The 24,981-nt window shown below is 41.4% G+C and carries 21 protein-coding genes and 1 other RNA gene; 19 read left to right on the plus strand and 3 right to left on the minus strand.

What is annotated here, in order from left to right:
• Nucleotides 1–305: 305 nt before the first annotated feature.
• The 8 genes from SCSH_RS04025 (at nucleotide 306) to pepC (ending at nucleotide 9,202) form a co-directional block, all read left to right on the plus strand.
• Nucleotides 306–1,121, plus strand: a complete 816-nt coding sequence (locus SCSH_RS04025; RefSeq protein ID WP_057490609.1) for a transporter substrate-binding domain-containing protein — start codon at nucleotides 306–308, stop codon at nucleotides 1,119–1,121.
• 465 nt (nucleotides 1,122–1,586) lie between these two features.
• Nucleotides 1,587–2,390, plus strand: a complete 804-nt coding sequence (locus SCSH_RS04030; RefSeq protein WP_057490610.1) for an amino acid ABC transporter permease — start codon at nucleotides 1,587–1,589, stop codon at nucleotides 2,388–2,390.
• On the plus strand, nucleotides 2,390–3,133 hold the full coding sequence (locus tag SCSH_RS04035) for an amino acid ABC transporter ATP-binding protein (protein ID WP_057490611.1): 744 nt from the start codon (nucleotides 2,390–2,392) through the stop codon (nucleotides 3,131–3,133). Before SCSH_RS04030 ends, SCSH_RS04035 begins: the two co-directional genes overlap by 1 nt.
• Nucleotides 3,134–3,182: 49 nt before the next feature.
• Entirely contained in the window at nucleotides 3,183–3,407 is a 225-nt protein-coding gene (locus SCSH_RS04040) for a DUF4059 family protein (RefSeq protein WP_057490612.1), read from the plus strand.
• A gap of 60 nt (nucleotides 3,408–3,467) precedes the next feature.
• Entirely contained in the window at nucleotides 3,468–4,382 is a 915-nt protein-coding gene (gene trxB / locus SCSH_RS04045; protein WP_057490613.1) for a thioredoxin-disulfide reductase, read from the plus strand.
• A gap of 1,162 nt (nucleotides 4,383–5,544) precedes the next feature.
• A complete protein-coding gene (locus tag SCSH_RS04050) occupies nucleotides 5,545–7,005 on the plus strand; it encodes a nicotinate phosphoribosyltransferase (protein ID WP_057490614.1) in 1,461 nt (486 codons plus the stop codon).
• Complete coding sequence (gene nadE / locus SCSH_RS04055; protein ID WP_057490615.1) at nucleotides 7,002–7,826, plus strand: NAD(+) synthase; 825 nt, start codon at nucleotides 7,002–7,004, stop codon at nucleotides 7,824–7,826. The genes SCSH_RS04050 and nadE overlap by 4 nt, the downstream gene beginning before the upstream one ends.
• A 41-nt stretch (nucleotides 7,827–7,867) precedes the next feature.
• A complete protein-coding gene (gene pepC / locus SCSH_RS04060; RefSeq protein ID WP_057490616.1) occupies nucleotides 7,868–9,202 on the plus strand; it encodes an aminopeptidase C in 1,335 nt (444 codons plus the stop codon).
• A gap of 185 nt (nucleotides 9,203–9,387) precedes the next feature.
• Here the strand turns inward: pepC and pbp1a are convergent, their stop codons facing one another.
• Nucleotides 9,388–11,673 carry a penicillin-binding protein PBP1A gene (gene pbp1a / locus SCSH_RS04065; RefSeq protein WP_057490617.1) on the minus strand — a complete coding sequence of 762 codons (2,286 nt, stop codon included), beginning with the start codon at nucleotides 11,671–11,673 and terminating at the stop codon, nucleotides 9,388–9,390.
• On the minus strand, nucleotides 11,666–12,259 hold the full coding sequence (gene recU, locus SCSH_RS04070) for a Holliday junction resolvase RecU (protein WP_057490618.1): 594 nt from the start codon (nucleotides 12,257–12,259) through the stop codon (nucleotides 11,666–11,668). The genes pbp1a and recU overlap by 8 nt, the downstream gene beginning before the upstream one ends.
• A gap of 82 nt (nucleotides 12,260–12,341) precedes the next feature.
• On the opposite strand from recU, the gene SCSH_RS04075 reads away from it, so the two are divergent.
• The 5 genes from SCSH_RS04075 to SCSH_RS04090 all read left to right on the plus strand — a co-directional run bounded on the left by SCSH_RS04075 (nucleotide 12,342) and on the right by SCSH_RS04090 (nucleotide 16,599).
• Nucleotides 12,342–12,863 carry an SLOG family protein gene (locus SCSH_RS04075; RefSeq protein ID WP_057490619.1) on the plus strand — a complete coding sequence of 174 codons (522 nt, stop codon included), beginning with the start codon at nucleotides 12,342–12,344 and terminating at the stop codon, nucleotides 12,861–12,863.
• 105 nt (nucleotides 12,864–12,968) lie between these two features.
• Nucleotides 12,969–13,307: a cell division regulator GpsB gene (gene gpsB / locus SCSH_RS04080; protein ID WP_057490620.1), complete on the plus strand. Its 339-nt coding sequence runs from the start codon at nucleotides 12,969–12,971 to the stop codon at nucleotides 13,305–13,307.
• Nucleotides 13,308–13,324: 17 nt separating this feature from the next.
• Nucleotides 13,325–13,692, plus strand: an RNA gene (gene rnpB, locus SCSH_RS10875) — RNase P RNA component class B.
• Between the two features lie 59 nt (nucleotides 13,693–13,751).
• A complete protein-coding gene (locus SCSH_RS04085) occupies nucleotides 13,752–14,906 on the plus strand; it encodes a THUMP domain-containing class I SAM-dependent RNA methyltransferase (protein ID WP_057490621.1) in 1,155 nt (384 codons plus the stop codon).
• Between the two features lie 16 nt (nucleotides 14,907–14,922).
• The gene (locus SCSH_RS04090; protein WP_057490622.1) at nucleotides 14,923–16,599 is read left to right on the plus strand and encodes a cell division site-positioning protein MapZ family protein; all 1,677 of its coding nucleotides are present in this window, start codon (nucleotides 14,923–14,925) and stop codon (nucleotides 16,597–16,599) included.
• Between the two features lie 148 nt (nucleotides 16,600–16,747).
• Here the strand turns inward: SCSH_RS04090 and SCSH_RS04095 are convergent, their stop codons facing one another.
• Nucleotides 16,748–17,230, minus strand: coding sequence for an S-ribosylhomocysteine lyase (locus tag SCSH_RS04095; protein ID WP_057490623.1), 483 nt, complete (start codon nucleotides 17,228–17,230; stop codon nucleotides 16,748–16,750).
• 152 nt (nucleotides 17,231–17,382) lie between these two features.
• On the opposite strand from SCSH_RS04095, the gene SCSH_RS04100 reads away from it, so the two are divergent.
• The 6 genes from SCSH_RS04100 (at nucleotide 17,383) to rsmB (ending at nucleotide 24,965) form a co-directional block, all read left to right on the plus strand.
• Nucleotides 17,383–18,990, plus strand: coding sequence for a ribonuclease Y (locus SCSH_RS04100; protein WP_057490624.1), 1,608 nt, complete (start codon nucleotides 17,383–17,385; stop codon nucleotides 18,988–18,990).
• Nucleotides 18,991–19,300: 310 nt separating this feature from the next.
• Nucleotides 19,301–19,927 (plus strand): guanylate kinase, encoded by a 627-nt coding sequence (gmk, locus tag SCSH_RS04105; protein ID WP_057490625.1) that lies wholly within the window; start codon nucleotides 19,301–19,303, stop codon nucleotides 19,925–19,927.
• Nucleotides 19,928–19,947: 20 nt separating this feature from the next.
• Entirely contained in the window at nucleotides 19,948–20,265 is a 318-nt protein-coding gene (rpoZ, locus tag SCSH_RS04110) for a DNA-directed RNA polymerase subunit omega (protein ID WP_057490626.1), read from the plus strand.
• Between the two features lie 41 nt (nucleotides 20,266–20,306).
• Nucleotides 20,307–22,691, plus strand: a complete 2,385-nt coding sequence (locus SCSH_RS04115; protein ID WP_057490627.1) for a primosomal protein N' — start codon at nucleotides 20,307–20,309, stop codon at nucleotides 22,689–22,691.
• A gap of 35 nt (nucleotides 22,692–22,726) precedes the next feature.
• Entirely contained in the window at nucleotides 22,727–23,662 is a 936-nt protein-coding gene (fmt, locus tag SCSH_RS04120; RefSeq protein ID WP_057490628.1) for a methionyl-tRNA formyltransferase, read from the plus strand.
• The gene (rsmB, locus tag SCSH_RS04125; RefSeq protein ID WP_057490629.1) at nucleotides 23,616–24,965 is read left to right on the plus strand and encodes a 16S rRNA (cytosine(967)-C(5))-methyltransferase RsmB; all 1,350 of its coding nucleotides are present in this window, start codon (nucleotides 23,616–23,618) and stop codon (nucleotides 24,963–24,965) included. The genes fmt and rsmB overlap by 47 nt, the downstream gene beginning before the upstream one ends.
• Nucleotides 24,966–24,981: the final 16 nt, after the last annotated feature.

Consider the following 24,981-nt stretch of genomic DNA (forward strand, 5'->3'; position numbering starts at 1 on the left):
AGGCTGGGACAATGTGTTCCAGTCTTAACTGTTAAATTTGACAAAGAATAGTTCAATTCTTTGAAAGAGAAGCAGACAAGTGCTATGATTAAATCTATCTCACATTTTGATATCAGTGATAGGAAAATATTATCACAGTGATAGAAAAAAACTATTATACAGGGTCTACTTATCGTGATAGACTGAAATATAATGATTTAAACTGCTTTAAAGCCCTGTTTTGTAGGTTTAGGCTTGCTGTAAGCCCTTTGTTTTAGGGCTTATGGTGCTTTAATTGGCAGTATAATTTATTTCAGGAGAACGATATGAAAATGAAAAAATTATTGGCTGCTTCTATTTTACTCGCTGTAACGGTGCTGGCTTTAGTATTACCGGTCAAGGTAGCCGCAAAGGAAACAGTGACAGTAGCTACTGATTCAGACACAGCACCTTTTACTTATAAAAAAGATAAGCAATTTGATGGTTACGATGTTGCCTTAGTGAAGGCAATTTTTAAGGACTCAAAACAGTATAAGGCTAAGTTTGAAACTGTAGCTTTTTCCTCCATTTTGACAGGGATAGATGCTGGGCGTTACCAAATGTCGGCCAATAATTTTAACTACAGTGACGAAAGAGCAGAAAAATACCTCTTTTCAGATCCTGTCTCAAAATCTAACTATGCCATTGCTAGTAAAAAGGGTAAGTTGAAAACTTTGGACAGCCTGTCTGGCAAATCGGTAGAAGTCTATGCTGGTTCTAACTATGCGGCTATTCTTGAAAATTGGAACAAGCGCCATTCAGATGAGACAGCTATTGACATTCATTATGTAGCCAACAGTGTGACCTTGACGCAGCGTCTCCAAAATGTCGAGGCAGGAAAGATTGACTTCCTGCTTTACGATGCCATTTCGCTAAAAACAGTCATCAAGGATCAAGGCATGAAACTGAAGGTTACTAATGTTAAAGGGAAAGTCGGCGGTGAAAAGGATGGACTGGAATATCTTCTTTTTGCCAAGGACAAGACAGGACAAAAACTTCAGAAGTTTGTTAATAAACGCATCAAGGTCCTTCAAAAAGACGGCACTTTGAAAAAACTGAGCCAAAAATATTTTGGCGGCGATTATGTTTCTTCGCTTGATTGATTTAATTGAAGACAGCTACGACACTGTGCAGAAAGACAGCTTCTCCCAGAGTCCTGCGACTCTTGGTTTTAAATTCGTCGTAGACGTCTGAACTCTCTGCGCCTTGCAGGCATTGAGAGTTCTAGTCGTCCTGACGAGGGTGCGTCAACGAAATCTCAGATTTCTGACTTACCGCTTATTTTGCTGTATGTCGCTTACGCCTTTTGCGACACTTTGTTTGGTTAGTCGATCTTACTAACCAAACAAAGTTAGTGGGAGAGGTAGCCAAGTCACAATGGTGATTGGCGTTTGTTATCAAGTGCAGAGCACTTAGATAACAATCCTCTGCCGTATCTTATGTAATCGAACACGGGCTAAAATCCTAGTAAAAAAGATAAACTTCCTTGTGTCTTAACGACACAGCGTCAGTTTCCTATTTTTATACGGATTTCTTCACGCCTTTTGTATCTTAAATAAAGGAGAACTATGTTTTATTTACTTTTAGCGGCAGGCTGGTATGACAAACTTGTCAGCAGTCTGCCCAACGGGAAACTTTTTAGCTGGCGGGCAGTATTTGACGCGATTCCTTCTATCTTAGAAAAACTGCCAACAACGCTGATTCTAACCTTAGGTGGCTCCGTCTTTGGTTTGCTTTTGGCTCTTTTGTTTGCTGTTGTCAAAATTAATCGGGTTAAAATTCTCTATCCGATTCAGGCCTTCTTTGTTTCTTTCCTGCGAGGGACACCCATCTTGGTTCAGCTCATGCTGACCTATTATGGGATACCTTTGCTGCTGAAGGCTCTCAATCAAAAGATGGGAACTGATTTTAATATTAATGCTATCCCAGCTTCTGTCTTTGCCATCACAGCCTTTGCTTTTAATGAGGCGGCTTATACCAGCGAGACCATTCGGGCAGCTATTCAGTCGGTCAATTCAGGAGAAATTGAAGCGGCCAAGAGTCTGGGAATGACAACTGTTCAGGTTTATCGCCGGGTTATTATTCCCAATGCTGCAGTTGTTGCGACTCCGACTCTGATTAATACCTTAATCGGTTTAACCAAGGGAACGTCTCTTGCCTTTAATGCTGGTATTGTCGAAATGTTTGCTCAGGCTCAGATCCTCGGCGGCAGTGATTACCGTTATTTTGAACGTTTTATTTCTGTAGCTATTATCTATTGGGGTGTCAGTATCCTGATTGAGCAAGCTGGACGCTTGATTGAAAAGAAGATGGAAATTACTTCCCCTGATAATCTTGTTAAAGATCAAGCAGTGGAAGGAGGTGTGCGTTAATGATTCGAATTTCCAATTTAACTAAAGAATTTTCCGGACAAAAGGTCTTAGACGGTCTTGATCTTGATATTGAAAAAGGCGAAGTTGTTGCCCTTGTCGGTGCTTCCGGCGCTGGTAAATCGACTTTTCTGCGCAGCATGAATTATCTGGAACAGCCTGATTCAGGCAGAATTGAGATTGATGATTTCAAGGTCAATTTTGATACCATTACCAAAGAAGAAATTCTAACGCTACGCCGTAAATTAGCTATGGTTTTCCAGCAGTTTAATCTTTTTGAACGCCGGACAGCGCTTGATAATGTTAAAGAAGGCCTTAAAATCGTTAAGAAATTATCTGATGAAGAAGCAACCAAGATTGCCAAGGAAGAACTGGCCAAGGTTGGCCTTTCTGATCGTGAAAACCATTATCCGCGCCACCTTTCCGGAGGCCAGAAGCAGCGCGTTGCTTTGGCAAGGGCTCTTGCTATGAAGCCAGATGTTCTTTTGCTTGATGAGCCAACCTCAGCACTTGACCCTGAGCTTGTTGGTGAAGTTGAAAAATCAATTGCGGATGCAGCTAAATCAGGGCAAACCATGGTCTTGGTCAGTCATGATATGAGTTTTGTCCGTCAGGTAGCCCATAAAGTTTTGTTCCTTGAAAAAGGGCATATTTTGGAGCAGGGAACACCGGATCAGCTCTTCAATCATCCAAAAGAAGAACGGACAAAAGAGTTTTTTGCCAGTTACAAAAAAACCTTTATTTGATATAATAAGAATACTCTTAATCAGAGTATTTTTATTTATGGTGGTTAATATGTTAGCAGAAATTTTTAATTTGTATATACAAGGCTTGCTTTTGTCTGCTTTAACGGTTGTTTTAGCCAGTGCGGGCTGGATTCTTTACCGTGCTATTCGCAAAAAAGATAAGACATCCAAGGAGCGCTTGACGATTTTGTATGAGGCGCTGCTAATAGATTTGGTAAGCATTCCCATCCTATCCTTTGCCTTTATGGCAATCATTTTGATGGTCAAGGCATAAAAGTGGTAAATTTTTAAAATTTGATTTAGAATATAAGAACAAAAAAAAGAAGGAAAAATAATGTACGATACAATTATTATTGGTTCAGGTCCTGCAGGAATGACGGCTGCTCTCTATGCTGCCAGAAGTAATCTCAAGGTTGCTGTCTTAGAACAAGGAGCGCCGGGCGGACAAATGAATAATACCTCTGATATTGAAAATTATCCGGGCTATGAACTGATTTCTGGACCCGAGTTATCAATGAAAATGCATGAACCGCTTGAAAAATTTGGGGTTGAAAATCTCTACGGCATTGTTTCAGCCGTTGAAGACCATGGAAATTTTAAAAAAGTACTGACTGAAGATGCCAGTTATGAAACACGAACGGTTATCGTTGCCACTGGTGCTAAGCACCGTTCTCTTGGGGTAGAAGGAGAAGAAAGCTACAACAGCCGGGGAGTTTCTTACTGTGCTGTCTGTGATGGTGCTTTTTTCCGCGGACAAGATTTGCTAGTTGTTGGCGGTGGCGATTCAGCTGTTGAAGAAGCCCTCTTCTTAACCAGATTCGCTAATAAGGTAACCATTGTTCATCGCCGTGATGAGCTGCGAGCTCAAAAAGTATTGCAAGAGCGTGCTTTTGCCAATGACAAGGTCGAATTTATTTGGGATTCGGTTGTCAAAGAAATTAAAGGCAATGATGTCAAGGTTACCAGCGTTGATATTGAAAATGTCAAAACCGGTCAGGTGACCAACCATGCATTTGGCGGCGTCTTTATCTATGTGGGGCTCGATCCAGTTTCAAGCATAGTGAAGGATCTGTCTATTACCGATGAAGCAGGCTGGATTCCAACGGATAACCACATGAATACCAAGGTCTCAGGTATTTTTGCTGTCGGCGATGTCCGCCAAAAAGACCTGCGCCAGATTACAACAGCTGTCGGTGACGGCGCTGTAGCAGCTCAGGAAGCCTATCAGTATATTGTCAATCATTTTTAAAAACAAGAAAGCCAGTTTCCAATTCTGATCTTCATTTGCTTAGAGTCTGGAGCTGGTTTTTTTATATGCTAAAAGAAGTGGATTGTTCAAGCACAAAATAGTTAATACTCTTCAAAAATCAAAACTATAGGTTGTTGCCTTTACTTTGCCCTACCCCAGTATGACCTGCAGTCTGTCGCCTAGCCTATTTTTGATTTTTATTGAGTATAAGTCCTGTCTTACTGCCATCTTTTTAGTTATTCATTAATAAAAAAGAAAAGCAGACTTTTTTGTGATTATTCTCACTTTTGCTTATCGGTTAGCGATTTTGTGATATAATAGTAGCCATAAATATAATCGAACACGAGCTACGAGCTGTGTCAAAAAGACAGCTTCTCCCAGAGTCCTGTGACTCTTGGTCGAACCTGCTTTTTGACTTTGCTCGTAACGCCCTTTGCGCCCCTTCGTTTGGTTAGTCGATCTTACTAAGCAAACGAAGTTAGTGAGAGAGGTAGCCAATTCACAATGGTGATTGGCGTTTGTTATCAAGTGCAAAGCACTTAGATAACAATCCTCTACCGTATCTTACGTAATTGAACACGAGCTGCGAGCTGTGTCAAAAAGATAGCTTCTCCTAGAGTCCTTTGACTCTTCGTCGAACCTCCTATTTTGACTTTGCTCGTAACGCCCTTTGCGCCCCTTCGTTTGGTTAGTCGATTTTACTAAGCAAACGAAGTTAGTGGGAGAGGTAGCCAATTCACAATGGTGATTGGCGTTTGTTATCAAGTGCAAAGCACTTAGATAACAATCCTCTACCGTATCTTACGTAATTGAACACGAGCTGCGAGCTGTGTCAAAAAGATAGCTTCTCCTAGAGTCCTTTGACTCTTCGTCGAACCTCCTATTTTGACTTTGCTCGCTAATGCTCTTTGTATCTTACTAACTGAACATGGGCTAAAATCCTAGTAAAAAAGATAAACTTCCTTGTGTCTTGATGACACGGCGTCAGTTTCCTATTTTTATACGGATTTCTTCACGCCCTTTGTATCTTACTAATTGAACACGGGCTAAAAGCGTCGAGAAAAAGATAGCCTGCCTTATGCGCAAAGCGCATGGCGTTAGGCTCCTATTTTCTTCTCGCTTTCTTCACGCCCTTTGTATCTTAATTAAAAGGAGAGTATGTATGTATAAGGATGACAGTTTAACTTTACATACAGATTTGTATCAAATCAATATGATGCAGGTCTATTTTGACCAAGGTATCCATAATAAAAATGCTGTTTTTGAGATTTATTTTCGTAAAGAACCTTTCGCAAATGGTTACGCTGTTTTTGCAGGTTTGGAGCGGATGATTGCTTATTTGCAAGAATTAAGCTTTTCAGAAACTGATCTTGCTTATTTGGAAGAGCTGAATTATCCGGCGGATTTTCTTGCCTATCTTAGGAATTTTAAATTGGAATTGAGTGTCAGATCTGCTCAGGAAGGTGACTTAGTTTTTGCCAATGAGCCCATTGTTCAAATTGAAGGTCCGCTTGCTCAGTGCCAGCTGGTTGAGACGGCTCTTTTGAATATTGTCAATTTTCAAACCTTAATTGCTACAAAAGCAGCCCGCATTCGCTCAGTCATTGAGGATGAACCGCTTTTAGAGTTTGGTACTCGGCGTGCGCAGGAATTGGACGCGGCCATTTGGGGAACACGGGCTGCCGTTATCGGCGGTGCTAATGCAACCAGCAACGTTCGTGCTGGAAAACTCTTTGGTATTCCTGTTTCCGGTACTCATGCGCATGCTCTCGTTCAGACTTACGGCAATGATTATGATGCCTTTATGGCTTATGCAGGAACTCATAAGGACTGTGTGTTTTTGGTAGATACTTATGATACACTTCGTCTGGGCGTACCTGCTGCTATTCGAGTGGCTAATGAATTGGGCGATAAGATTAACTTTTTAGGTGTGCGGATTGACTCAGGGGACATGGCTTATTTGTCTAAAAAGGTGCGAAAACAGCTGGATGAAGCTGGCTATCCTGATGCTAAGATTTATGCCTCCAATGATCTTGATGAAAATACCATTCTTAATCTCAAGATGCAAAAAGCTAAGATTGATGTCTGGGGAGTAGGAACCAAACTAATCACAGCCTATGATCAGCCTGCTCTGGGAGCTGTTTACAAGATTGTTTCTATTGAGGATGACAAGGGAGTCATGCAGGATACCATCAAGCTTTCCAACAATGCTGAGAAGGTGTCAACACCAGGCAAAAAACAAGTCTGGCGCATTACCAGCCGTGCCGAAGGCAAATCAGAGGGTGACTATATTACCTTTACTGATATTGATGTCAATGATTTAGAAGAACTGGATATGTTCCATCCGACCTATACTTACATCAATAAAAAAGTGAAAAATTTTGATGCAGTGCCGCTGCTGGTTGATATTTTTGACCAAGGCCGCCTTGTTTATACTCAGCCAAGTCTGCAGGAGATTCAAGACTATGCCCGCAAGGAATTTGATAAATTGTGGGATGAATACAAACGTGTTCTCAATCCGCAGGATTATCCAGTCGATCTTGCACGTGATGTTTGGCAAAATAAAATGGATCTTATTGATCGTATCCGCAAAGAGGCTTATGAGAAAGGTGAAGTTCAATGAGCTTACAAGAAAAAATAATTGCTCAGTTAGGTGTAAAACCCAGCATTAATGCTAAAGAAGAAATTCGCAGATCAGTTGAGTTTTTGAAAGATTACATGAAAAAGCACCCTTTTTTGAAAACTTATGTTTTAGGAATTTCCGGTGGACAAGATTCAAGCTTGGCCGGCCGTCTGGCACAAATTGCTATAGAAGAGCTGCGGCAGGAAACTGGAAATCAAGACTATCAGTTTATTGCACTTCGCTTGCCCTATGGTATTCAAGCGGATGAGGCTGATGCCCAGCGTGCTTTGGCCTTTATTCAGCCAGATCTTAGCTTAGCAGTGAATATTAAGGCAGCTGTTGATGGTCAGGTAGCGGCTCTTAAAGAAGCCGGGGTATCTGTTTCTGATTTTAATAAGGGCAATATTAAGGCTCGTCAGCGCATGATTACTCAGTATGCTGTTGCTGGCGAAAACAGCGGGGCTGTTATTGGTACTGACCACGCCGCTGAAAATATCACTGGTTTCTTTACGAAGTTTGGGGATGGCGGTGCGGACATCCTGCCGCTTTACCGCCTGAATAAGCGCCAAGGGAAGCAGCTTTTAGCAGAATTAGGAGCAGATAAGGCTCTGTATGAAAAAATTCCGACAGCAGATCTTGAAGAAAACAAGCCGGGAATTGCTGATGAGGTGGCCTTGGGTGTAACTTACAATGATATTGATGATTATCTCGAGGGTAAAGATATTTCTGCTGAAGCTCGGGAAAAAATCGAAACTTGGTGGCAAAAAACGGAACACAAGCGTCATTTGCCTATTTCGGTTTTTGATAATTTTTGGCGCTAGAATAGCTCGATTTAACTTAAAATGACTGATAGGAGATTAATATGTCAGAATTAACCACATCATTTACAGATAAATTAATTGAACAATATGAAGCCAATGCTAAATTTCAGGCAGTTGAAAATGCTATTACTCACAATGGTCTATTAAAATCGCTTGAAACGCGTCAAAGCGAAATTGATAACGATCATGTCTTTTCTATTGATTTGACCAAGGATGAAGTAGCTAATCAAAAAGCTTCTGGTCGCTGCTGGATGTTTGCCGCTCTCAATACTTTTCGTCATAAGCTGATTGCTGATTTTAAATTGGAGAATTTTGAACTTTCGCAGGCCCATACTTTCTTTTGGGATAAGTACGAAAAAGCCAATTGGTTTTTTGAGCAGGTTATTGCTACGGCAGATCAAGACCTTAGCAGCCGCAAGGTGAAGTTTTTACTTGATGTCCCACAACAAGACGGTGGTCAATGGGACATGGTGGTTGCCCTTTTTGAAAAATACGGTGTTGTTCCCAAGTCTGTTTATCCAGAGTCTATCTCTTCAAGCAACAGCCGCGAACTCAACCAATACCTCAATAAATTGCTCCGCCAAGATGCTCAAATTTTGCGTGAGTTTATTGCAGCAGGTGCAGACAGTGCAGCTGTTCAAACCAAGAAAGAAGAACTTTTGCAGGATATTTTCAATTTTCTTGCCATGAACCTTGGTCTGCCGCCGCGTACTTTTGATTTTGCTTACCGCGATAAAGATAACAATTATCAATCTGAAAAGAACATCACTCCCCAAGCCTTCTATGAAAAGTATGTTGGTCTTAAATTATCAGATTACGTGTCTATTATCAACGCTCCAACTACCGACAAACCTTACGGCAAATCTTATACGGTAGAAATGCTGGGGAATGTTGTTGGCAGTCCAGCTGTTCGCTATCTTAATCTGGATATGGAACGTTTCAAAGAACTGGCTATTGCACAAATGCAGGCTGGAGAAACGGTCTGGTTTGGTTCTGATGTCGGACAGGTCTCTGACCGGCAAAAGGGGATCCTTGCAACCAATACCTACGATTTTAAGGCTGCTATGGATATTAGCCTAACACAAGATAAGGCTGGCCGCCTTGACTACAGTGAGAGCCTTATGACACATGCTATGGTTTTAACTGGTGTTGATTTAGATGATCATGGCAAAGCTATCAAATGGAAAGTTGAAAATTCATGGGGAGACAAGGTTGGTCAAAAAGGTTACTTCGTGGCTTCAGACGCTTGGATGGACGAATATACTTATCAGATTGTTGTCCGCAAAGATTTCCTAACTGCTGAAGAACTGACTGCCTATGAAGCTGAGCCAATCGTTCTTGCACCATGGGATCCGATGGGAGCTTTGGCGAAGTAAACTATGCTGGTATATTGGAAGCATAAAGATTTGTATTTACTTTGGAAAAATGAAGTTAAATAATTTTTGAAGAGTATAAGGTGCTACAGAAGATTTAAGCAGCAATTAAAAGAGCGTATCTGATGAATCGTGAGTTCGAAAGAACCGATTTTATCAGATACGCTCTTATTTATTATCATCTGTTGTTAAGGGTTACCAGAGTTAGCAGCAGATGTTGCTTCGCTGTTGGCAGATGAGGCTTCACTGCTTTGCTGAGGAGCTTCAGTTGCTGACTGGTTACCATTATTTTCGTCTTCTTGGTTATCTTCGTCATCATCGCTATCTTCATCATCATTAGCATTAGAAGAGGATTGTGTTGAGAAGGAAGTGACTGGTGGAGCACCATATCTGCTGTTTGAACCAGAAGAACCATTAAGGTAGAGATATCCGCCGCTGCGGTAGAGCCCGGCAGGCATTACCCAGTCAGAGCTGCCTGAGCCTGAGCTGGCCAGGTAAGACATCATAGCCCGATAAACTTGAGTCGCTATTTTAAGACTTTCTCCGTAAACAGGTTTCAGCCGGTCTTTGTAGCCGGTCCAAACCGCCATTGAATACTGTGTGGTATAGCCGACAAAGTTTTCATCGGGAGCAATAGTACCAAGTCCATATGGATTGATGCCATACTTTTCAGCCATTTCAACTAATTCATGGTCGTCGTAGTTAGATGTTCCTGTTTTACCTGCTTGGTAAAGGCCAGGGATGGCCGCTTCAGTACCTGTACCGTAAGTCAATACAGTTTTTAGCATGTCTGTCATCATATAAGCAGTCGTCTCTTTCATAGCTCGAGTGCCTTTGGCATCGTAGGTTTCAGACGTACCGTCACTGAATTCGATTTTATTGACATATTGAGGTTGGTAATAAGTTCCGCCATTGGAGAAGGCAGCAAAGGCAGCAGCCATCTTTTCACTGCTGGCGCCGTATTTCTGGTCAGCACTGCTTGTATTACTTGAAATAGCGTTTGAATAGCGCATTTCTGGGTAATCAATTCCAAGTCCGTTTAGGAAGCCTTTGGCTGTGTCTAAACCAGCAGCGTCAAGGGCTCTTACTGCCGGAACGTTACGTGATTGCTGGATAGCTGTTTGAATGGTCATCCAGCCGTTATAGCGACGGTCCCAGTCATAGACTTGAGTGGTTGTTCCTGGATAGTAATAAACAGAGTCGTTAAGCATCTGCGCTGTTGTCGTAAAAGCCTCGCTTTCCAGGGCTGGACCATAAGCAGAAATCGGCTTCATGGTTGATCCCCAGTCACGGTCGGTTAGAACCGCTTGGTTGGTTCCGAAAGATACATTGGTATCTTGGTTACGTCCGCCAAGCTGAGCAATGACTTTACCGGTAGTAACATCCATAACAGTTGAAGCAACTTGGAAATCGGCATCCGGATAGGCAACAAATTGATCGGTATTGTAAATGTTCCAAAGGTACTGCTGTGCTTCGGCATTAACATTTGTATAGACCTTCATACCGGCTGAGAAGATGTCCTGGCCAGTACGCTTTTTAACTTCAGCAATAACCTGTTTCAGATAATTATCCATATATTTTGGATAACTTGATGTCCGTTTCAGCTCTTGAAGACCATCTGAAATCGGGGTAGCTACTGCCTTATCGTATTCAGACTGGGTAATCTTTTTATGCTTGTACATTTGAGACAAAACAGTATTTCGTCTGCTGGTTGCTGCTTTAGGTTGGGCATATGGATCATATTGGGTTGGCGCCTGCGGAATACCTGCTAGGGTTGCCAGCTGAGCAATTGAGAGCTCTTTAAGGTCTTTGCCGTAGTAAGATTTGGCCGCCGTACGCATTCCATAGTTACCATTTCCCATGTAAACCTTGTTAATGTAGAAGGTTAAAATTTCTTCCTTGGTATACTTTCTTTCCATTTTCAGCGACAGCCAAACTTCCTGAGCTTTACGCTTTAAAGTCTGGTCTGATGCTTTGGTGGAGAAGTAAGCCAGCTTGATCAGCTGCTGGTCAAGTGTTGATCCCCCTTGAGTTGATTTACTGATCAAGTTATTCCAGGCCGCACCTATAATCCGATAGATATCAACCCCGCGGTGTTTGAAAAAGCGGTGATCTTCAATGGAAGTGACAGCGTTGACCAAATTGATAGGAATATTATCAGAAGAGATACTCTCGCGCTTTTCAGCTCCCAAATCGGCAATTAAGTTGTTGTTGCTGTCATAAACCAGACTGGAATTGGTCGCCTTAAGTTTAGCTTCGGAAAGCTTGGGCGTACTGCTGACATAATAAGTAAAGAGGAGACCTCCGACAATAATAGCTAAAATAACGGCGCTTAGAATAATACCAAGTCCATATTTTAAAACCTTTAATCCAAAGTTTTTATCAAATTTAATGTCTTTAAAACTGGATTTGTTAAATTTGAGATTTTTCAATTTGGATTTGTCAAATTTCAATTTATTTTTAATTTTAATCACCGCCTAAAATATTTTTTTCAAGAACATCTAAATAAGGAACTTGAGGAAATGCTGATTCATTCACTTGATAGCCATTTTTTTTGATATAATCAAGTGGCATAGACTTCCCGCCCTTATCAATCTGATAAAAGCGAATCAGGTGGGAAGCAGGAAGCAAATAGGTCTCCCTAAGTGTCGAAAAATGCAATAAGACAAAGCAAATACCCTGTTGGTCTAAAACTTGTGACATATGCTTAATCTGATGAGCATGAAAATTTTTCATGGGTATCGATGTCTTATGTCTTGTTTCTTTTGCCTCAAAGTCTATGTAATGTCCCTTGTAAACTCCTGAATAATCTGTCGTTGAGGCCTGTCTGAAATAGGCTTCGACAATTTTAGCGCGACTTCGCTTAGGATAGTCTACCCTTACAATTTGAACAGGGGTCGGCTTTTTATGGATCACAGCAATCCGCTGGGACAGATAATACTCATTTGTCGCATTGATAGCTGCTTCAAAGGACATACCGCGATTGGCAAAATCAGTCATTTTAGCCTTTTGATCAGGTCTGCTTTGTTTACGAATTAAATGATGCGGATAGTTGACCATAGTTCTCCTAACTCTGCAATAAAGTAAAACATAACATAAAGCATATACTATTATATCATAAAATTAAAAAGGACAACAGCTTATGAGTACAATTCTTGTTACTGGTTACAAAAGTTTTGAATTAGGAATTTTTAAAGATAAGGATCCTAAAATAGCCGTGATCAAAAAGGCCATCAAGCGCGATCTTCTTCATTTTCTAGATGAGGGAGTAGACTGGTTGGTTTTTCTGGGGAATTTAGGGTTTGAATATTGGGCGCTGGAAGTAGCCTTGGACCTGCAGCAAACCTACGACCTTCAATTAGCAACCATTTTTCTTTTTAAGAATCACGGCGAAAATTGGAATGACAGCAATCAGGAAAAATTAGTTAAGTTTAAGCAGACTGATTTTGTCAAGTATGTCTATGATAGCTATCAAAATCCCAGTCAGTTAAAGAATTACAATCAATTTTTGCTGGATAATACAGACGGTGCTTACTTGTTTTATGATGAAGACAAAGAAACGAGTCTTAACTATTTGTATCAGCTGATGAAGACTAAGGACGATTATTGGCTGAAACGCCTGACTTTTGAAGAACTAAATGATATGGCACAGGATTTAGATTAGAATTTGTACGTAAAAGACTTGATTTTTAAATTTATTTTCTGTATGATTATGAATGATAGTGTAGGCATATTCTACACAGAATGATATGTTTGGAGAGATAAACGAATGGCAAGTATAATGTACACCCCTAAAGATATTTTTGAACAAGAATTCAAATCTAGCATGCGAGGCTATGACAAAAAAGAAGTTGATGAGTTTCTTGATGATGTCATCAAAGACTATGAAACTTACATGTCAACCATTGAAGAGCTTCGTCAGGAAAATGCTCGTTTGAAGGAAGAAATTAAGCAGGCGAAAAAACGTCAAGATTCTGTTCAGCCATCAGTTCAAGCAGCTTCAGCTGTAGGAACCAGCCGTGCAGCAACAACTGCAACCAATTTTGATATTTTAAAACGGATTAGCCGGCTGGAAAAAGAAGTGTTCGGTAAGCAGATTACCGAATAAAAAGGCAAAACTGTGCAATTTTTGGATAATCGCGTGATAGTTTTATCATGAGGAAAGTCCATGCTAGCACCGGCTGTGATGCTGGTAGTGTTTGTGCTAGGCGAAAAAATAAGCCTAGGGATGTGCTTTTTGCACATTACGGCGGATAAAATCACTAAGTCTTCGGATAGGTGAGAGTCATCCTGAAAGTGCCACAGTGACGTAGTTTTTGTGGAAACACAAAAAGTGGAACGCGGTAAACCCCTCAAGCTAGCAACCCAAACTTTGGTAGGGGCATGGAAAAGCCGGAAGCAGAACGGTCTTTTCTGACTGCATAGCAGTAGACAGATGATTATCGAAGAAGGTGAGGCCTAGTCGCCTTCGGAACAAAACATGGCTTATAGAAAATTGCATAATAGGTGAGCTAGCGGTTTGCTAGCTTTTATTGTCATTTAGTGAGGACTTATGAAAAAATCTTTTGATTTAGTAGCAACGGCAGCAGCAGGAATTGAAGCAGTTGTCGGTAAAGAATTAAGGCAGCTGGGGATTGACTGCCGGGTTGAAAACGGCAGAGTTCTTTTTAAGGGAGATGTCGAAACAATTATCACTGCAAATCTGTGGCTGCGCTCGGCAGACCGCATCAAAATTTTAGTTGGTGAATTTCCAGCAAGAACCTTTGAGGAGCTTTTTCAGGGTGTCTATGCCCTTGATTGGGAAAATTATCTGCCTTTAGGCTGTCAGTTTCCTGTTGCCAAGGCCAGATCTGTTAAATCTAGGCTACATAATGAGCCTAGCGTACAGGGAATTACCAAAAAGGCTGTTGTTAAAAAACTGCAAAAATATTTTCATAGACCTGAAAATATTCCCTTACCTGAAAACGGGCCTGAATTTAAACTAGAAGTTTCCATTTTAAAAGACCAAGCCAGAGTAATGATAGACACTACGGGTTCCAGTCTTTTTAAACGCGGCTATCGTACAGAAAAAGGTGGCGCTCCCATTAAAGAAAATATGGCTGCCGCTATTCTTTTGCTCAGCAACTGGTTTCCAGATAAGCCTTTTGTTGATCCAACCTGCGGTTCGGGGACATTTTGTATCGAAGCTGCTATGATTGGCATGAACATTGCTCCAGGCCTTAAGCGTCAGTTTGCCTTTGAAGAATGGCCTTGGGTGGATAAAGACCTAGTAGCTAAGGTGCGCAAGGAAGCTGATGAGAAAGCTGACTATGAGGCAGAACTTGATATTTCAGGGTTTGATATTGATGGTCGCATGATTGAGATTGCTCAGAAAAACGTCAGAGAAGCTGGACTTGAAGATGTAGTCAAATTGAAACAAATGCGCCTACAGGACTTCAAAACCGATAAAATCAATGGTGTCATCATTTCTAATCCACCTTATGGCGAGAGATTGCTTGATGACAAAGCAGTTGACATTTTGTATAATGAAATGGGTAAAACTTTTGCTCCTTTAAAAACATGGAGTCAATTTATTTTAACCAGCGATGAAAATTTCGAAGAAAAATTCGGAAGAAAAGCAGATAAAAAGCGTAAACTTTACAATGGAACCTTAAAAGTCGACTTGTATCAGTTCTACGGTCAGCGTGTTAAGCGCACGTTAAAATAGAAAGGCGGAGAAGTGCGTGTCCAAGGAAGAAAACAACTCAGTAGAAAACACGGAAAATACAGAAAAACTTGATTTTCAAGATGCCAAAGACATGACAGTCGAAGAGGCTGTGCGCAGAGATTCTGAGATTAAGGCTGGAGTAACAGAAGAAGACAGTGTGCTCGATCGTTACATTAAACAGCACCGCGATGAAGTTGCTTCACAAAAATTTGATACAAAGAGCGACGATTTTCAGAGTATTGATACTAGTGCACTGGATAATTTTATCAAGCAGCAGCGTCAGGAACTGGTTGATACTGGCCTGATTGAGCCCATTGAAGAAGATTCTGCAGAGCAAGAGCCAAAAGTTCAAGCAGCTGCTTCCGAAGAAGCAAACCATGAATTAGAAGATACCCTTGTGGCTCCAGCTATCAATCCTGATCAGAAAGTTTGGCAAAAAGCCGAATTTGATGATGTGCCTTTAACAGATACTCAGGAAAAAGAAAATCTCTTAAATGTAAACGAAGAAGCAGAAGAAGAAAAAGAAACTGCTGTGCCAGCTGCTTCCACTTACAGCAGGAGCAGTACAGCTGCTGATGATTTTTTTGATGAGTTCGACGACGAAGATGATGACATAGAAGAGCAGCCGTTTTATAAACGTAAAAAGGTTCTGATTACCTCTTTGATTGTCCTTTGTCTCTTGGCTGGCGGTGCAGCTTACGGTGCTTACCAATTCAGCAATCATTCACCGAAAACCAGCAAGACGGCAAAGACATCAAAATCAACAACAAAGAAAACAGACTTTGCCGAAATTTCGCAAACATTTGAAAAGTCCTATTCAAATTTCTTTGCGGATGCCAAAAGAGCCAAACCAAAAAATAATCAGTTTGCTAATCTGCCTAAGTTAGAGAAGATGTTAAAAAAGCTTAAGGGCAGCAAGTATTATGATGAAGCAAAGAAAAAATATGACAGCTTGAAACGCCAATTTTCAGCCATTAATGCGGTCAATGGGAAATTTAAATCCAATGCAATTGTTGATGGTGATAAGAAAGCAGCTGTCGTTAAAGACGATGCTAATTTTGATGATATTCCGGAAAGTAAATTAAACACCGGGAATGCGACCTTGGATGCTCTTTTGAAATCAGTCATTGCTGATGGCCGCAAGCAATTAGAAGAGAAGAAAAAAGAGGGAAATGCTGCTTCGTCATCTAATGCTAATGCCAATAACAATGCTGCACCAAGTTCAGGAAACAGCGGGCAAGCTGCACAAAGCAACCCTGCAGATTCAGCTGCAGCCAATGGTTCATCAGGTTCAGCCAATAATTCGGCTCCAGCTGCTCCAAGTAATCCCAACAATGGCTCATCTAACGCAGCTGCTCCGTCAGGTGCATCTGGTCATGGTATCTCAAATTATGATGTCGCAAAACTTCAGCGTGACCGTAGCCGTGTTCCTTATGACCAATCGAAAATTGCCGACAGCAGCAATCCAGCGTGGACTTTCAATCCAGGTATTTTAGAAAAAATTGTGGCTGTTTCACAGCAGCGCGGTTATATCACGGGTAATGACTATATTCTTGAGAAAGTCAATATCATCAATGGCAATGGCTATTACAATATGTTTAAACCGGATGGAACTTATCTTTTCTCTATTAATTGTAAGACGGGTTACTTTGTAGGAAATGCTTCAGGTCATTCAGACAAACTAGACTATTAAAAAAGAGCAAGCAGGAGTGGAAAAGACAGCCAAAAATGAGAGTAAACATTAAATTGGCTTTAATTTCTAGATTCTGCGTAAAACTATTTTTATACACTAAAAACGAGGCTGAGTTTTGCTATCAGCCTCGTTTGTTTTTAAAGATTTATCAGACAATCCGACGTTCAAAAGGATCGTCAGAAATGCCCTGCTCAAGAATCAGACTTGCCCATTCCTTGGCAGAAAAAAGGCTGTGATCCTTATAATTTCCGCAGGATTCAATGGTGGTTCCAGGGACATCTTCCCAAGAAGTAGCCTTGGCAATCTCCTCTAAACTTGATTTGAGAACCTGAGCAATTTCTTTGGTAGTGTGTTTTCCCCACATAATGAGATGAAATCCTGTCCGGCAGCCAAAGGGAGAGCAGTCAATCATACCGTCAATCCGTTGGCGGATGAGCTTAGCCAGCAAATGTTCGATTGTATGAAGGCCAGCGGTTGGAATGGCGTTTTCATTAGGCTGAACTAGTCGAATATCAAAATTGGTAATCACATCACCTTTAGGTCCTTGATCTTCTGAAATCAAGCGGACATAAGGGGCTTTTACGGCTGTATGATCCAGTTCAAAACTTTCAACAATAACTTTTTTAGACATAATAATCTCCTTTGTATATTTACGATAATCATATCATAAATTAGAAAATACTGCTGACAATTTTATTGTAGAAAATAATAATTTATGATAAACTATAATTTGGATTTTCTAATTGAAATCCAATAGAATTTTTGAGGTAAAAGAGGTAAAACATGTTAAATATTCTTTTAGCACTTGTTTTCTCCCTCATTGGTTTGGTTATTGGTTATGTTGTTATTTCAGCCCGATTAAACAGGGCTAAAGAAACGGCAGAACTGACTCTTTTAAATGCAGAACAAGATGCTGTCAATGCTCGGAGCAAGGCGGAAATGGATGCCGAGCATATCAGAACGACAGCAGAACGTGAGAGTAAGGCCTATAAAAAGGAACTGCTTTTAGAAGCAAAGGAAGAGGCTAGAAAATATCGAGAAGAGATTGAAAAAGAATTTAAATCTGAAAGACAAGAGCTCAAGCAAATGGAGACACGTTTAACAGAACGTGCCAGCTCTCTTGATCGTAAAGATGAAAATTTAAGCAGTAAAGAACAGTTGCTTGATAGCAAAGAGCAAAGTCTGTCCGATAAATCTAGACATATTAATGAGCGAGAGCAGCAAGTTGAACAATTAGAGCTTAAGAAAACTGAGGAGCTGGAAAGAGTAGCAGCTTTAAGTCAGGATCAGGCGCGTGAAATTATTCTTTCTGAAACAGAAAAAAAACTGTCGCACGACATTGCCAGCCGTATTAAAGAAGCAGATCGTGAAGTGAAAGATAAGGTTGATAAGACAGCTAAAAATCTACTAGCTCAGGCTATGCAGCGTCTGGCAGGAGATTATGTTACAGAGCAGACAATTACGACTGTTCACCTACCTGATGACAGTATGAAGGGGCGGATTATTGGTCGAGAAGGCCGTAATATTCGTACCTTGGAGAGTCTGACAGGAATTGATATTATCATTGATGATACACCCGAAGTTGTTGTTCTATCAGGTTTTGATCCAATCCGCAGAGAAATTGCGCGAATGACTTTGGAAGCTTTGATTCAGGATGGCCGCATTCATCCGGCTCGAATTGAAGAATTGGTTGAAAAGAATCGTCTGGAAATGGATAACCGCATCCGTGAATACGGTGAGGCAGCGGCCTTTGAAATCGGTGCTCCAAACCTTCATCCAGACTTGATTAAATTGATGGGACGGTTGCAATTCCGTACGTCATACGGTCAAAACGTCCTGCGCCATTCGGTTGAAGTTGGTAAATTAGCTGGACTTTTGGCAAGCGAGCTGGGTGAAAATGTTGATTTGGCCCGCCGTGCCGGTTTCCTTCATGACATTGGAAAAGCTATTGACCGTGAGGTTGAAGGCAGTCACGTCGAGATTGGAACAGAATTCGCCCGCAAGTATAAGGAACATCCAGTTGTTATCAATACAATTGCCAGCCACCACGGTGATGTTGAACCAGAAACGGTGATTGCAGTCTTGGTAGCTGCTGCGGATGCTCTCAGCTCTGCTCGTCCCGGTGCTCGCAATGAGTCCATGGAAAATTACATTAAACGTTTACGCGATTTAGAAGAGATTGCAACAAGCTTTGAGGGTGTTCAAAACAGTTATGCCCTTCAGGCAGGACGCGAAATCCGCATCATGGTAGAACCCGCAAAACTATCTGATGATGATGTAACCATCATGGCTCATAAAGTGCGTGAAAAAATTGAAAGCAATTTGGATTACCCAGGCAATATTAAGGTGACCGTTATCCGTGAACTGCGCGCCATTGATTATGCCAAATAAGCTAAAGCAGTGCTTAACAACAGCTTTATATGAATAACTAGTTTAAGGAAGGCCGGAACTTTTGTTGCGGTCTTCTTTGTTTTGATAAAAGTAAAGGAATTTTTTGACCTAGCTCAATAGTTACAGTGGACAAATCCAATTTGGAACTTCCTTTCATTAGTGGCCTGCTAGAGTTGACAAATAACTTTTAATGTTTCTGCTGTAGTTACAGCTGCTAATTGATTTTCAGGACTTTGGCAACTGGTAAAATTTTCTTGATAAACAGATGTCTTTTTGTTAAACTAGAAACAGAAACTTTAAGGAGCTAAAAATGTCTGAGCGTGGTTTGCTAATCGTTTTTTCAGGACCTTCCGGTGTTGGCAAGGGGACTGTCAGGCAGAAAATTTTTTCAACACCTGACCATAAGTTTGAATATTCGGTTTCAATGACAACGCGTCCGCAAAGACCCGGTGAAACTGACGGTGTTGACTATTTCTTTCGAACGCGTGAGGAGTTTGAAGAACTCATTAGACAGGGGCAAATGCTGGAATATGCTGAATATGTCGGCAATTATTATGGGACACCTCTGACTTATGTTAATGAAACGCTTGATAAGGGAATTGATGTTTTCTTGGAAATTGAAGTTCAAGGAGCGCTTCAGGTTAAACAGAAAGTTCCAGATGGAGTCTTTATCTTTTTGACACCGCCAGATTTGGCTGAATTAAAAGATCGTTTGGTAGGACGCGGAACTGACAGTCAAGAGATAATTGCCCAGCGGATTGAGCGGGCTAAGGAAGAGATAGCCTTGATGCGGGAGTATGATTATGCTGTGGTTAATGATGAAGTAGAACTGGCAGCTGAGCGCGTCAAGCATATCATCGAAACAGAACACTACCGTGTTGAGCGTGTTATCGGACGCTATGATAAAATGATCAAAGAAGAACTGCCTTTAAGATGAATTAGAAAAGAGAAAAAACTATGATGTTAAAACCTTCGATTGATACTTTATTGGATAGAGTACCATCAAAATATTCCCTTGTAATGCTGCAGGCTAAGCGTGCGCATGAGCTTGAAGCCGGTGCAAATCCGACCCAAGAATTTTCATCAGTTAAGCCAACCCTCCAAGCACTTGAAGAAATTGAAGCAGGCAATGTTGTCATTCATCCTGATCCAGAAGCTAAGCGCGCGGCTGTGCGTGCCAAAGCGGAAGCCGAGCGTCTGGCTAAAGAAGAAGAAGAGCGTAAAATCAAGGAACAAATTGCTAAAGAAAAAGAAGAAGAAGGTGAAAAAATCTAAGGTTGGCATCAATCTTAGATTTTTCATATTTGAGGTAGATGATGGTAAAAATTGCAGAGGTTATTGTAGATGTGCCTTTAATGCAGACGGATAAACCCTTTTCTTATAAAATTCCGGAAGAACTGTCATCGGTCCTTGTGGCAGGATCCCGTGTTCATGTGCCTTTTGGCAGGGGAAACCGTCTTTTGCAGGGTTTTGTGGTCAATATTGCTGAAGGAGAAGATGACCAGTTAAAACCTTTGGTTGAAGTTTTAGATGCAGAGCCAGTGCTCAATCAAGAACAGCTGCTGCTTTCAGACAAAATGCGTAAGACTGTTTTTTCCTATAAAATTTCGATTTTGAAAGCCATGCTTCCCAGCCTCTTAAATTCCAACTATGATCGCCTGTTAAAGCCTCAAGATGGTCTGACTCAGGCAGATGAGTTGCTTATTTTTGCTGGCCGAAAACAGGTTAATTTTTCGCAGCTAAGTCAGGAAGCTCAGCTGAAAAGTATGCGTTTGATCCAAGCGGGTAAAATTGAGGTATCTTATGTTGCCAAGGATAAAAAGAATATTAAGACGCAAAAATATTATGAAGTTGATGTCGAAAAATTAGCAGACTTAACTGTCAGCAAGCGGGCTAAAAAGCGGCAGGAGTTAAAAGATTACCTTTTCAGTCATCCCAAGGGTCAGGCTCTCTCAGAACTGACGCATCTTTTTTCACGGGAAGTTGTCCGTTATTTTATTTCAGAGGACATTCTGAAGATAAGAGAAGTAGAAGTCAACCGCAGTGCAGCTCATTTTGAAGCTGTCACCCAGTCTGATTTTTTGGACTTAAATGAAGAACAAAAGCTTGCTGTTGCGAAAATAACTGCTGATATTGGGAATAGCAGCAGACCCTACCTGTTGGAAGGAATTACTGGCAGCGGGAAAACAGAAGTTTACCTACATGTGATCGATAGAACCTTGAAAATGGGAAAGACGGCTATCGTTTTAGTGCCAGAAATTTCTTTGACACCGCAGATGACCAACCGTTTTATTTCTCGCTTTGGCAGTCAGGTGGCCATTATGCACTCAGGCTTATCTGACGGTGAGAAATTTGATGAGTGGCGCAAGATCAAATCCGGTCAAGCCCGTGTTGTTGTCGGTGCGCGCTCAGCTATTTTTGCACCTGTGGAAAATATTGGCGCCATCATTATTGATGAGGAACACGAAGCAAGCTATAAGCAGGAGTCAAATCCTCGTTATCATGCGCGTGATGTAGCCCTGCTGCGAGCTGACTATCACAAGGCGGTGCTTGTTTTAGGCAGTGCTACGCCCAGCATTGAAAGCAGGGCTCGAGCTAGCCGCGATGTCTACCAGCTTGTGAAATTATCTAAACGGGCTAATCCCTTGGCTCAGGTGCCCAAGGTGGAAATTATTGATTTTCGTGATTTTATAGGTCGACAGGAAGTAAGTAATTTAACGCCAGTACTGATTGATAAAATTAAGGACAGGCTGGCCAAAAATGAGCAAACAGTGCTTATGCTTAACCGCCGCGGCTATTCCAGTTTTATTATGTGCCGGGACTGTGGCTATGTGGACAATTGTCCTAATTGTGATATTTCCTTGACCTTACACATGGATACAAAAACCATGAATTGCCATTATTGCGGCTTTTCTAAAAGTATTCCGCGCAGTTGTCCTAACTGCAGCAGCAAGAAAATTCGTTATTACGGGACTGGAACGCAGAAAGCTTACGATGAGCTGCTTCAAGTGCTGCCAAATGCTCGAGTTTTGCGTATGGATGTTGACACAACCAGAAAAAAAGGAGCCCATGAAAAGATTCTCAGGGTCTTTGGCAGAGGAGAAGCTGATATTCTTCTGGGTACTCAGATGATTGCCAAAGGACTTGACTTTCCTAATGTTACTTTAGTGGGGGTTTTAAATGCAGATACTTCTTTGAATCTGCCTGATTTTCGCTCCAGTGAGCGGACTTTTCAGCTCTTAACTCAGGTAGCTGGCCGGGCAGGACGGGCTGATAAACCTGGTGAAGTTTTGATACAGACCTATAACCCCAATCATTATGCCATCCAAATGGCTAAGAATCAAGATTATGAAGCCTTTTATCGTCGGGAAATGGCTATTCGCCGTAGTTTGGCCTATCCGCCTTACTACTTTACTGTAGGTTTGACTCTGTCGCATAAGGACGAGCAGGAGGTCATCAAAAAATCTTATGAAGTGATGGCTCTTCTTAGGGCTGAGCTGACGGATAAGATTAAAATTTTGGGTCCAACACCCAAACCTATCGCTAGGACGCATAATCTCTACCACTATCAAATTATTATTAAGTACCGTTTTGAGGAGCATTTGGAGTCTGTTTTGAACCAGATTCTGGATTTAACGCAGAAAAAAGAAAATCGCGATTTGCGTTTGATTATTGACCATGAACCGCAGAGCTTTATGTAAAAGATTTGCAAGCTAATAATGTTAATGAGGTTAAAATGACAAAATTAATTTTTATGGGAACACCTGATTTTTCAGCAACAGTACTCAAGGGGCTTTTAACAGATGACCGTTATGAGATTGCCGCGGTTGTCACTCAACCAGACCGGGCTGTTGGCCGCAAGAAAGAAATCAAGATGACGCCTGTTAAACAGCTGGCTTTGGAGCACGGGGTGACCGTTTACCAGCCTGAAAAACTGTCAGGCTCTCCCGAGATGGCTGAACTGATCAATATGGGAGCCGATGGCATTGTCACAGCTGCTTTTGGTCAGTTTTTGCCCATGAAGCTGATTGACAGTGTTGGTTTTGCTGTCAATGTCCATGCGTCGTTGCTGCCCAAATACAGAGGCGGAGCTCCTATCCATTATGCCCTTATCAAGGGAGATAAGGAAGCTGGTGTAACTATCATGGAAATGGTTAAAGAGATGGATGCCGGTGATATGGTGGCCAAAGCCTCAATACCGATTGCCGATGAGGATAATGTTGGAACCCTGTTTGAAAAATTAGCAACTGTCGGTCGTGACCTGCTTTTAGAAACCCTGCCTGCCTATATTGCTGGTGACATCACTCCTCAACCGCAGGATGAGAGTCAAGCCACTTTCTCACCCAACATTAGACCAGAAGAAGAGCGTATTGATTGGAACAAATCTGCCCGCGAGATTTTCAATCAGGTACGGGGCATGAATCCGTGGCCTGTTGCCCATACTCTTTTAAATCAGCAGCGCTTTAAAATCTATGAGGTACAAGAGGTTGAAGGCAGCGGCAAGCCGGGCGAGATTATTGAGAAAACGAAGAAAATCCTGGTCGTAGCTGCGGCTCAGGGAGCCTTGTCCTTAAAAATAGTACAGCCAGCTGGCAAACCAAAGATGGCTGTTGCTGACTTTTTAAATGGTTTGGGTCAAAAACTTAAAGTGGGTGATTATTTTGGAGAGTAAACAGCAGCTTGCCCGCAGCGGTGCCCTTACTGTTTTGACGGATATTTTTGATAAGGGAGCTTACAGTAATATTGCCCTGAATCATTATCTAAAAAACCACAGCCTCTCTCAGCAGGATAAGGCTTTGCTGACCGAACTTGTTTACGGGAGCTTAAGCAGAAAAATAACCTTGGAGTGGTATCTGGCTCATTATATTGAAGATCGCAACCGATTGGAAACATGGGTCTATTATTTGCTGATGCTTAGCCTTTATCAGATTCTTTATCTGGATAAAATCCCTGAACACGCCATTGTCAATGATGCAGTAACGATTGCTAAAAAGCGGCATCAGGGTGCTGCTAAGCTGGTCAATGCTGTTTTAAGACAGTTTTTGCGGCAGGAAATTCCAGATGTAAAGGCGATTAAGCGAAAAAATAAGCGTTATTCGGTTGAGTACTCGCTGCCAGTCTGGCTGGTTAAAAAAATAATTGATGAGTTCGGTGAAGACAGGGCTGTTGCCATCTTCAAAAGCCTTTTAATCCGCAGTAAAGCTAGTATCCGTGTGGTCAATCCGGCTGAATTAGAGAAAGTAAAGCGGATGACTGGCTCAGAAAAGTCTGTTTTGTCCCCTGTCGGTCTCGTCAAAGCAGCTGGCCATTTTAGCGACAGTGATCTTTTCAAAGAGGGAAAAATTACCATTCAGGACGAGAGCAGCCAATTAGTCGCACCAACTTTAGAACTTCAAGAAGACGATAGTGTTCTTGATGCCTGCAGTGCTCCCGGAGGTAAAGCTGTTCATCTGGCTTCTTATTTAAAAAGCGGTCGTCTTACAGCTCTGGATTTGTATGATCATAAATTAAAATTAATTGAGGACAATGCTCGGCGACTAGGCGTATCAGATAAAATTAAAACGCAAAAGCTGGATGCCAGAAAAGTTCACGAGCAATTTGCTCCGGATACATTTGATAAAATTTTAGTGGATGCTCCCTGCTCAGGAATTGGTTTAATCAGGCGCAAACCTGATATTAAATACAACAAGGCCGGTCAAGACCTGCTTAGCCTGCAAAAAATTCAGCTGGAGATTTTAGATAGTGTTTGCCAAACTATAAAAAAAGGTGGTATAATAACATACAGTACGTGTACCATCTTTAAAGAAGAAAATCAGATGGTACTTAAACAATTTTTGGATGGACATCCGAATTTTGAACAGGTCAAATTACATCATAAACAAGAAGATATTGTTGTTGATGGCTGTCTTGTGATTACGCCTGAGCAATATCTGACAGACGGCTTTTTCATCAGTCAAATAAAGCGTATTTCATAGGATTTAGAAGGAGGCT

It is taken from the genome of Streptococcus orisasini, assembly GCF_001431045.1.
GTDB lineage: Bacteria > Bacillota > Bacilli > Lactobacillales > Streptococcaceae > Streptococcus > Streptococcus orisasini.

Bases quoted from the DNA above. Each gene is read 5' to 3' on its own strand.
- SCSH_RS04025 (WP_057490609.1), top strand. From the start codon at position 306: ATGAAAATGAAAAAATTATTGGCTGCTTCTATTTTACTCGCTGTAACG.
- SCSH_RS04030 (WP_057490610.1), top strand. From the start codon at position 1,587: ATGTTTTATTTACTTTTAGCGGCAGGCTGGTATGACAAACTTGTCAGC.
- SCSH_RS04035 (WP_057490611.1), top strand. From the start codon at position 2,390: ATGATTCGAATTTCCAATTTAACTAAAGAATTTTCCGGACAAAAGGTC.
- SCSH_RS04040 (WP_057490612.1), top strand. From the start codon at position 3,183: ATGTTAGCAGAAATTTTTAATTTGTATATACAAGGCTTGCTTTTGTCT.
- trxB (WP_057490613.1), top strand. From the start codon at position 3,468: ATGTACGATACAATTATTATTGGTTCAGGTCCTGCAGGAATGACGGCT.
- SCSH_RS04050 (WP_057490614.1), top strand. From the start codon at position 5,545: ATGTATAAGGATGACAGTTTAACTTTACATACAGATTTGTATCAAATC.
- nadE (WP_057490615.1), top strand. From the start codon at position 7,002: ATGAGCTTACAAGAAAAAATAATTGCTCAGTTAGGTGTAAAACCCAGC.
- pepC (WP_057490616.1), top strand. From the start codon at position 7,868: ATGTCAGAATTAACCACATCATTTACAGATAAATTAATTGAACAATAT.
- recU (WP_057490618.1), bottom strand. From the start codon at position 12,259: ATGGTCAACTATCCGCATCATTTAATTCGTAAACAAAGCAGACCTGAT.
- SCSH_RS04075 (WP_057490619.1), top strand. From the start codon at position 12,342: ATGAGTACAATTCTTGTTACTGGTTACAAAAGTTTTGAATTAGGAATT.
- gpsB (WP_057490620.1), top strand. From the start codon at position 12,969: ATGGCAAGTATAATGTACACCCCTAAAGATATTTTTGAACAAGAATTC.
- SCSH_RS04085 (WP_057490621.1), top strand. From the start codon at position 13,752: ATGAAAAAATCTTTTGATTTAGTAGCAACGGCAGCAGCAGGAATTGAA.
- SCSH_RS04095 (WP_057490623.1), bottom strand. From the start codon at position 17,230: ATGTCTAAAAAAGTTATTGTTGAAAGTTTTGAACTGGATCATACAGCC.
- SCSH_RS04100 (WP_057490624.1), top strand. From the start codon at position 17,383: ATGTTAAATATTCTTTTAGCACTTGTTTTCTCCCTCATTGGTTTGGTT.
- gmk (WP_057490625.1), top strand. From the start codon at position 19,301: ATGTCTGAGCGTGGTTTGCTAATCGTTTTTTCAGGACCTTCCGGTGTT.
- rpoZ (WP_057490626.1), top strand. From the start codon at position 19,948: ATGATGTTAAAACCTTCGATTGATACTTTATTGGATAGAGTACCATCA.
- SCSH_RS04115 (WP_057490627.1), top strand. From the start codon at position 20,307: ATGGTAAAAATTGCAGAGGTTATTGTAGATGTGCCTTTAATGCAGACG.
- fmt (WP_057490628.1), top strand. From the start codon at position 22,727: ATGACAAAATTAATTTTTATGGGAACACCTGATTTTTCAGCAACAGTA.
- rsmB (WP_057490629.1), top strand. From the start codon at position 23,616: ATGGTTTGGGTCAAAAACTTAAAGTGGGTGATTATTTTGGAGAGTAAA.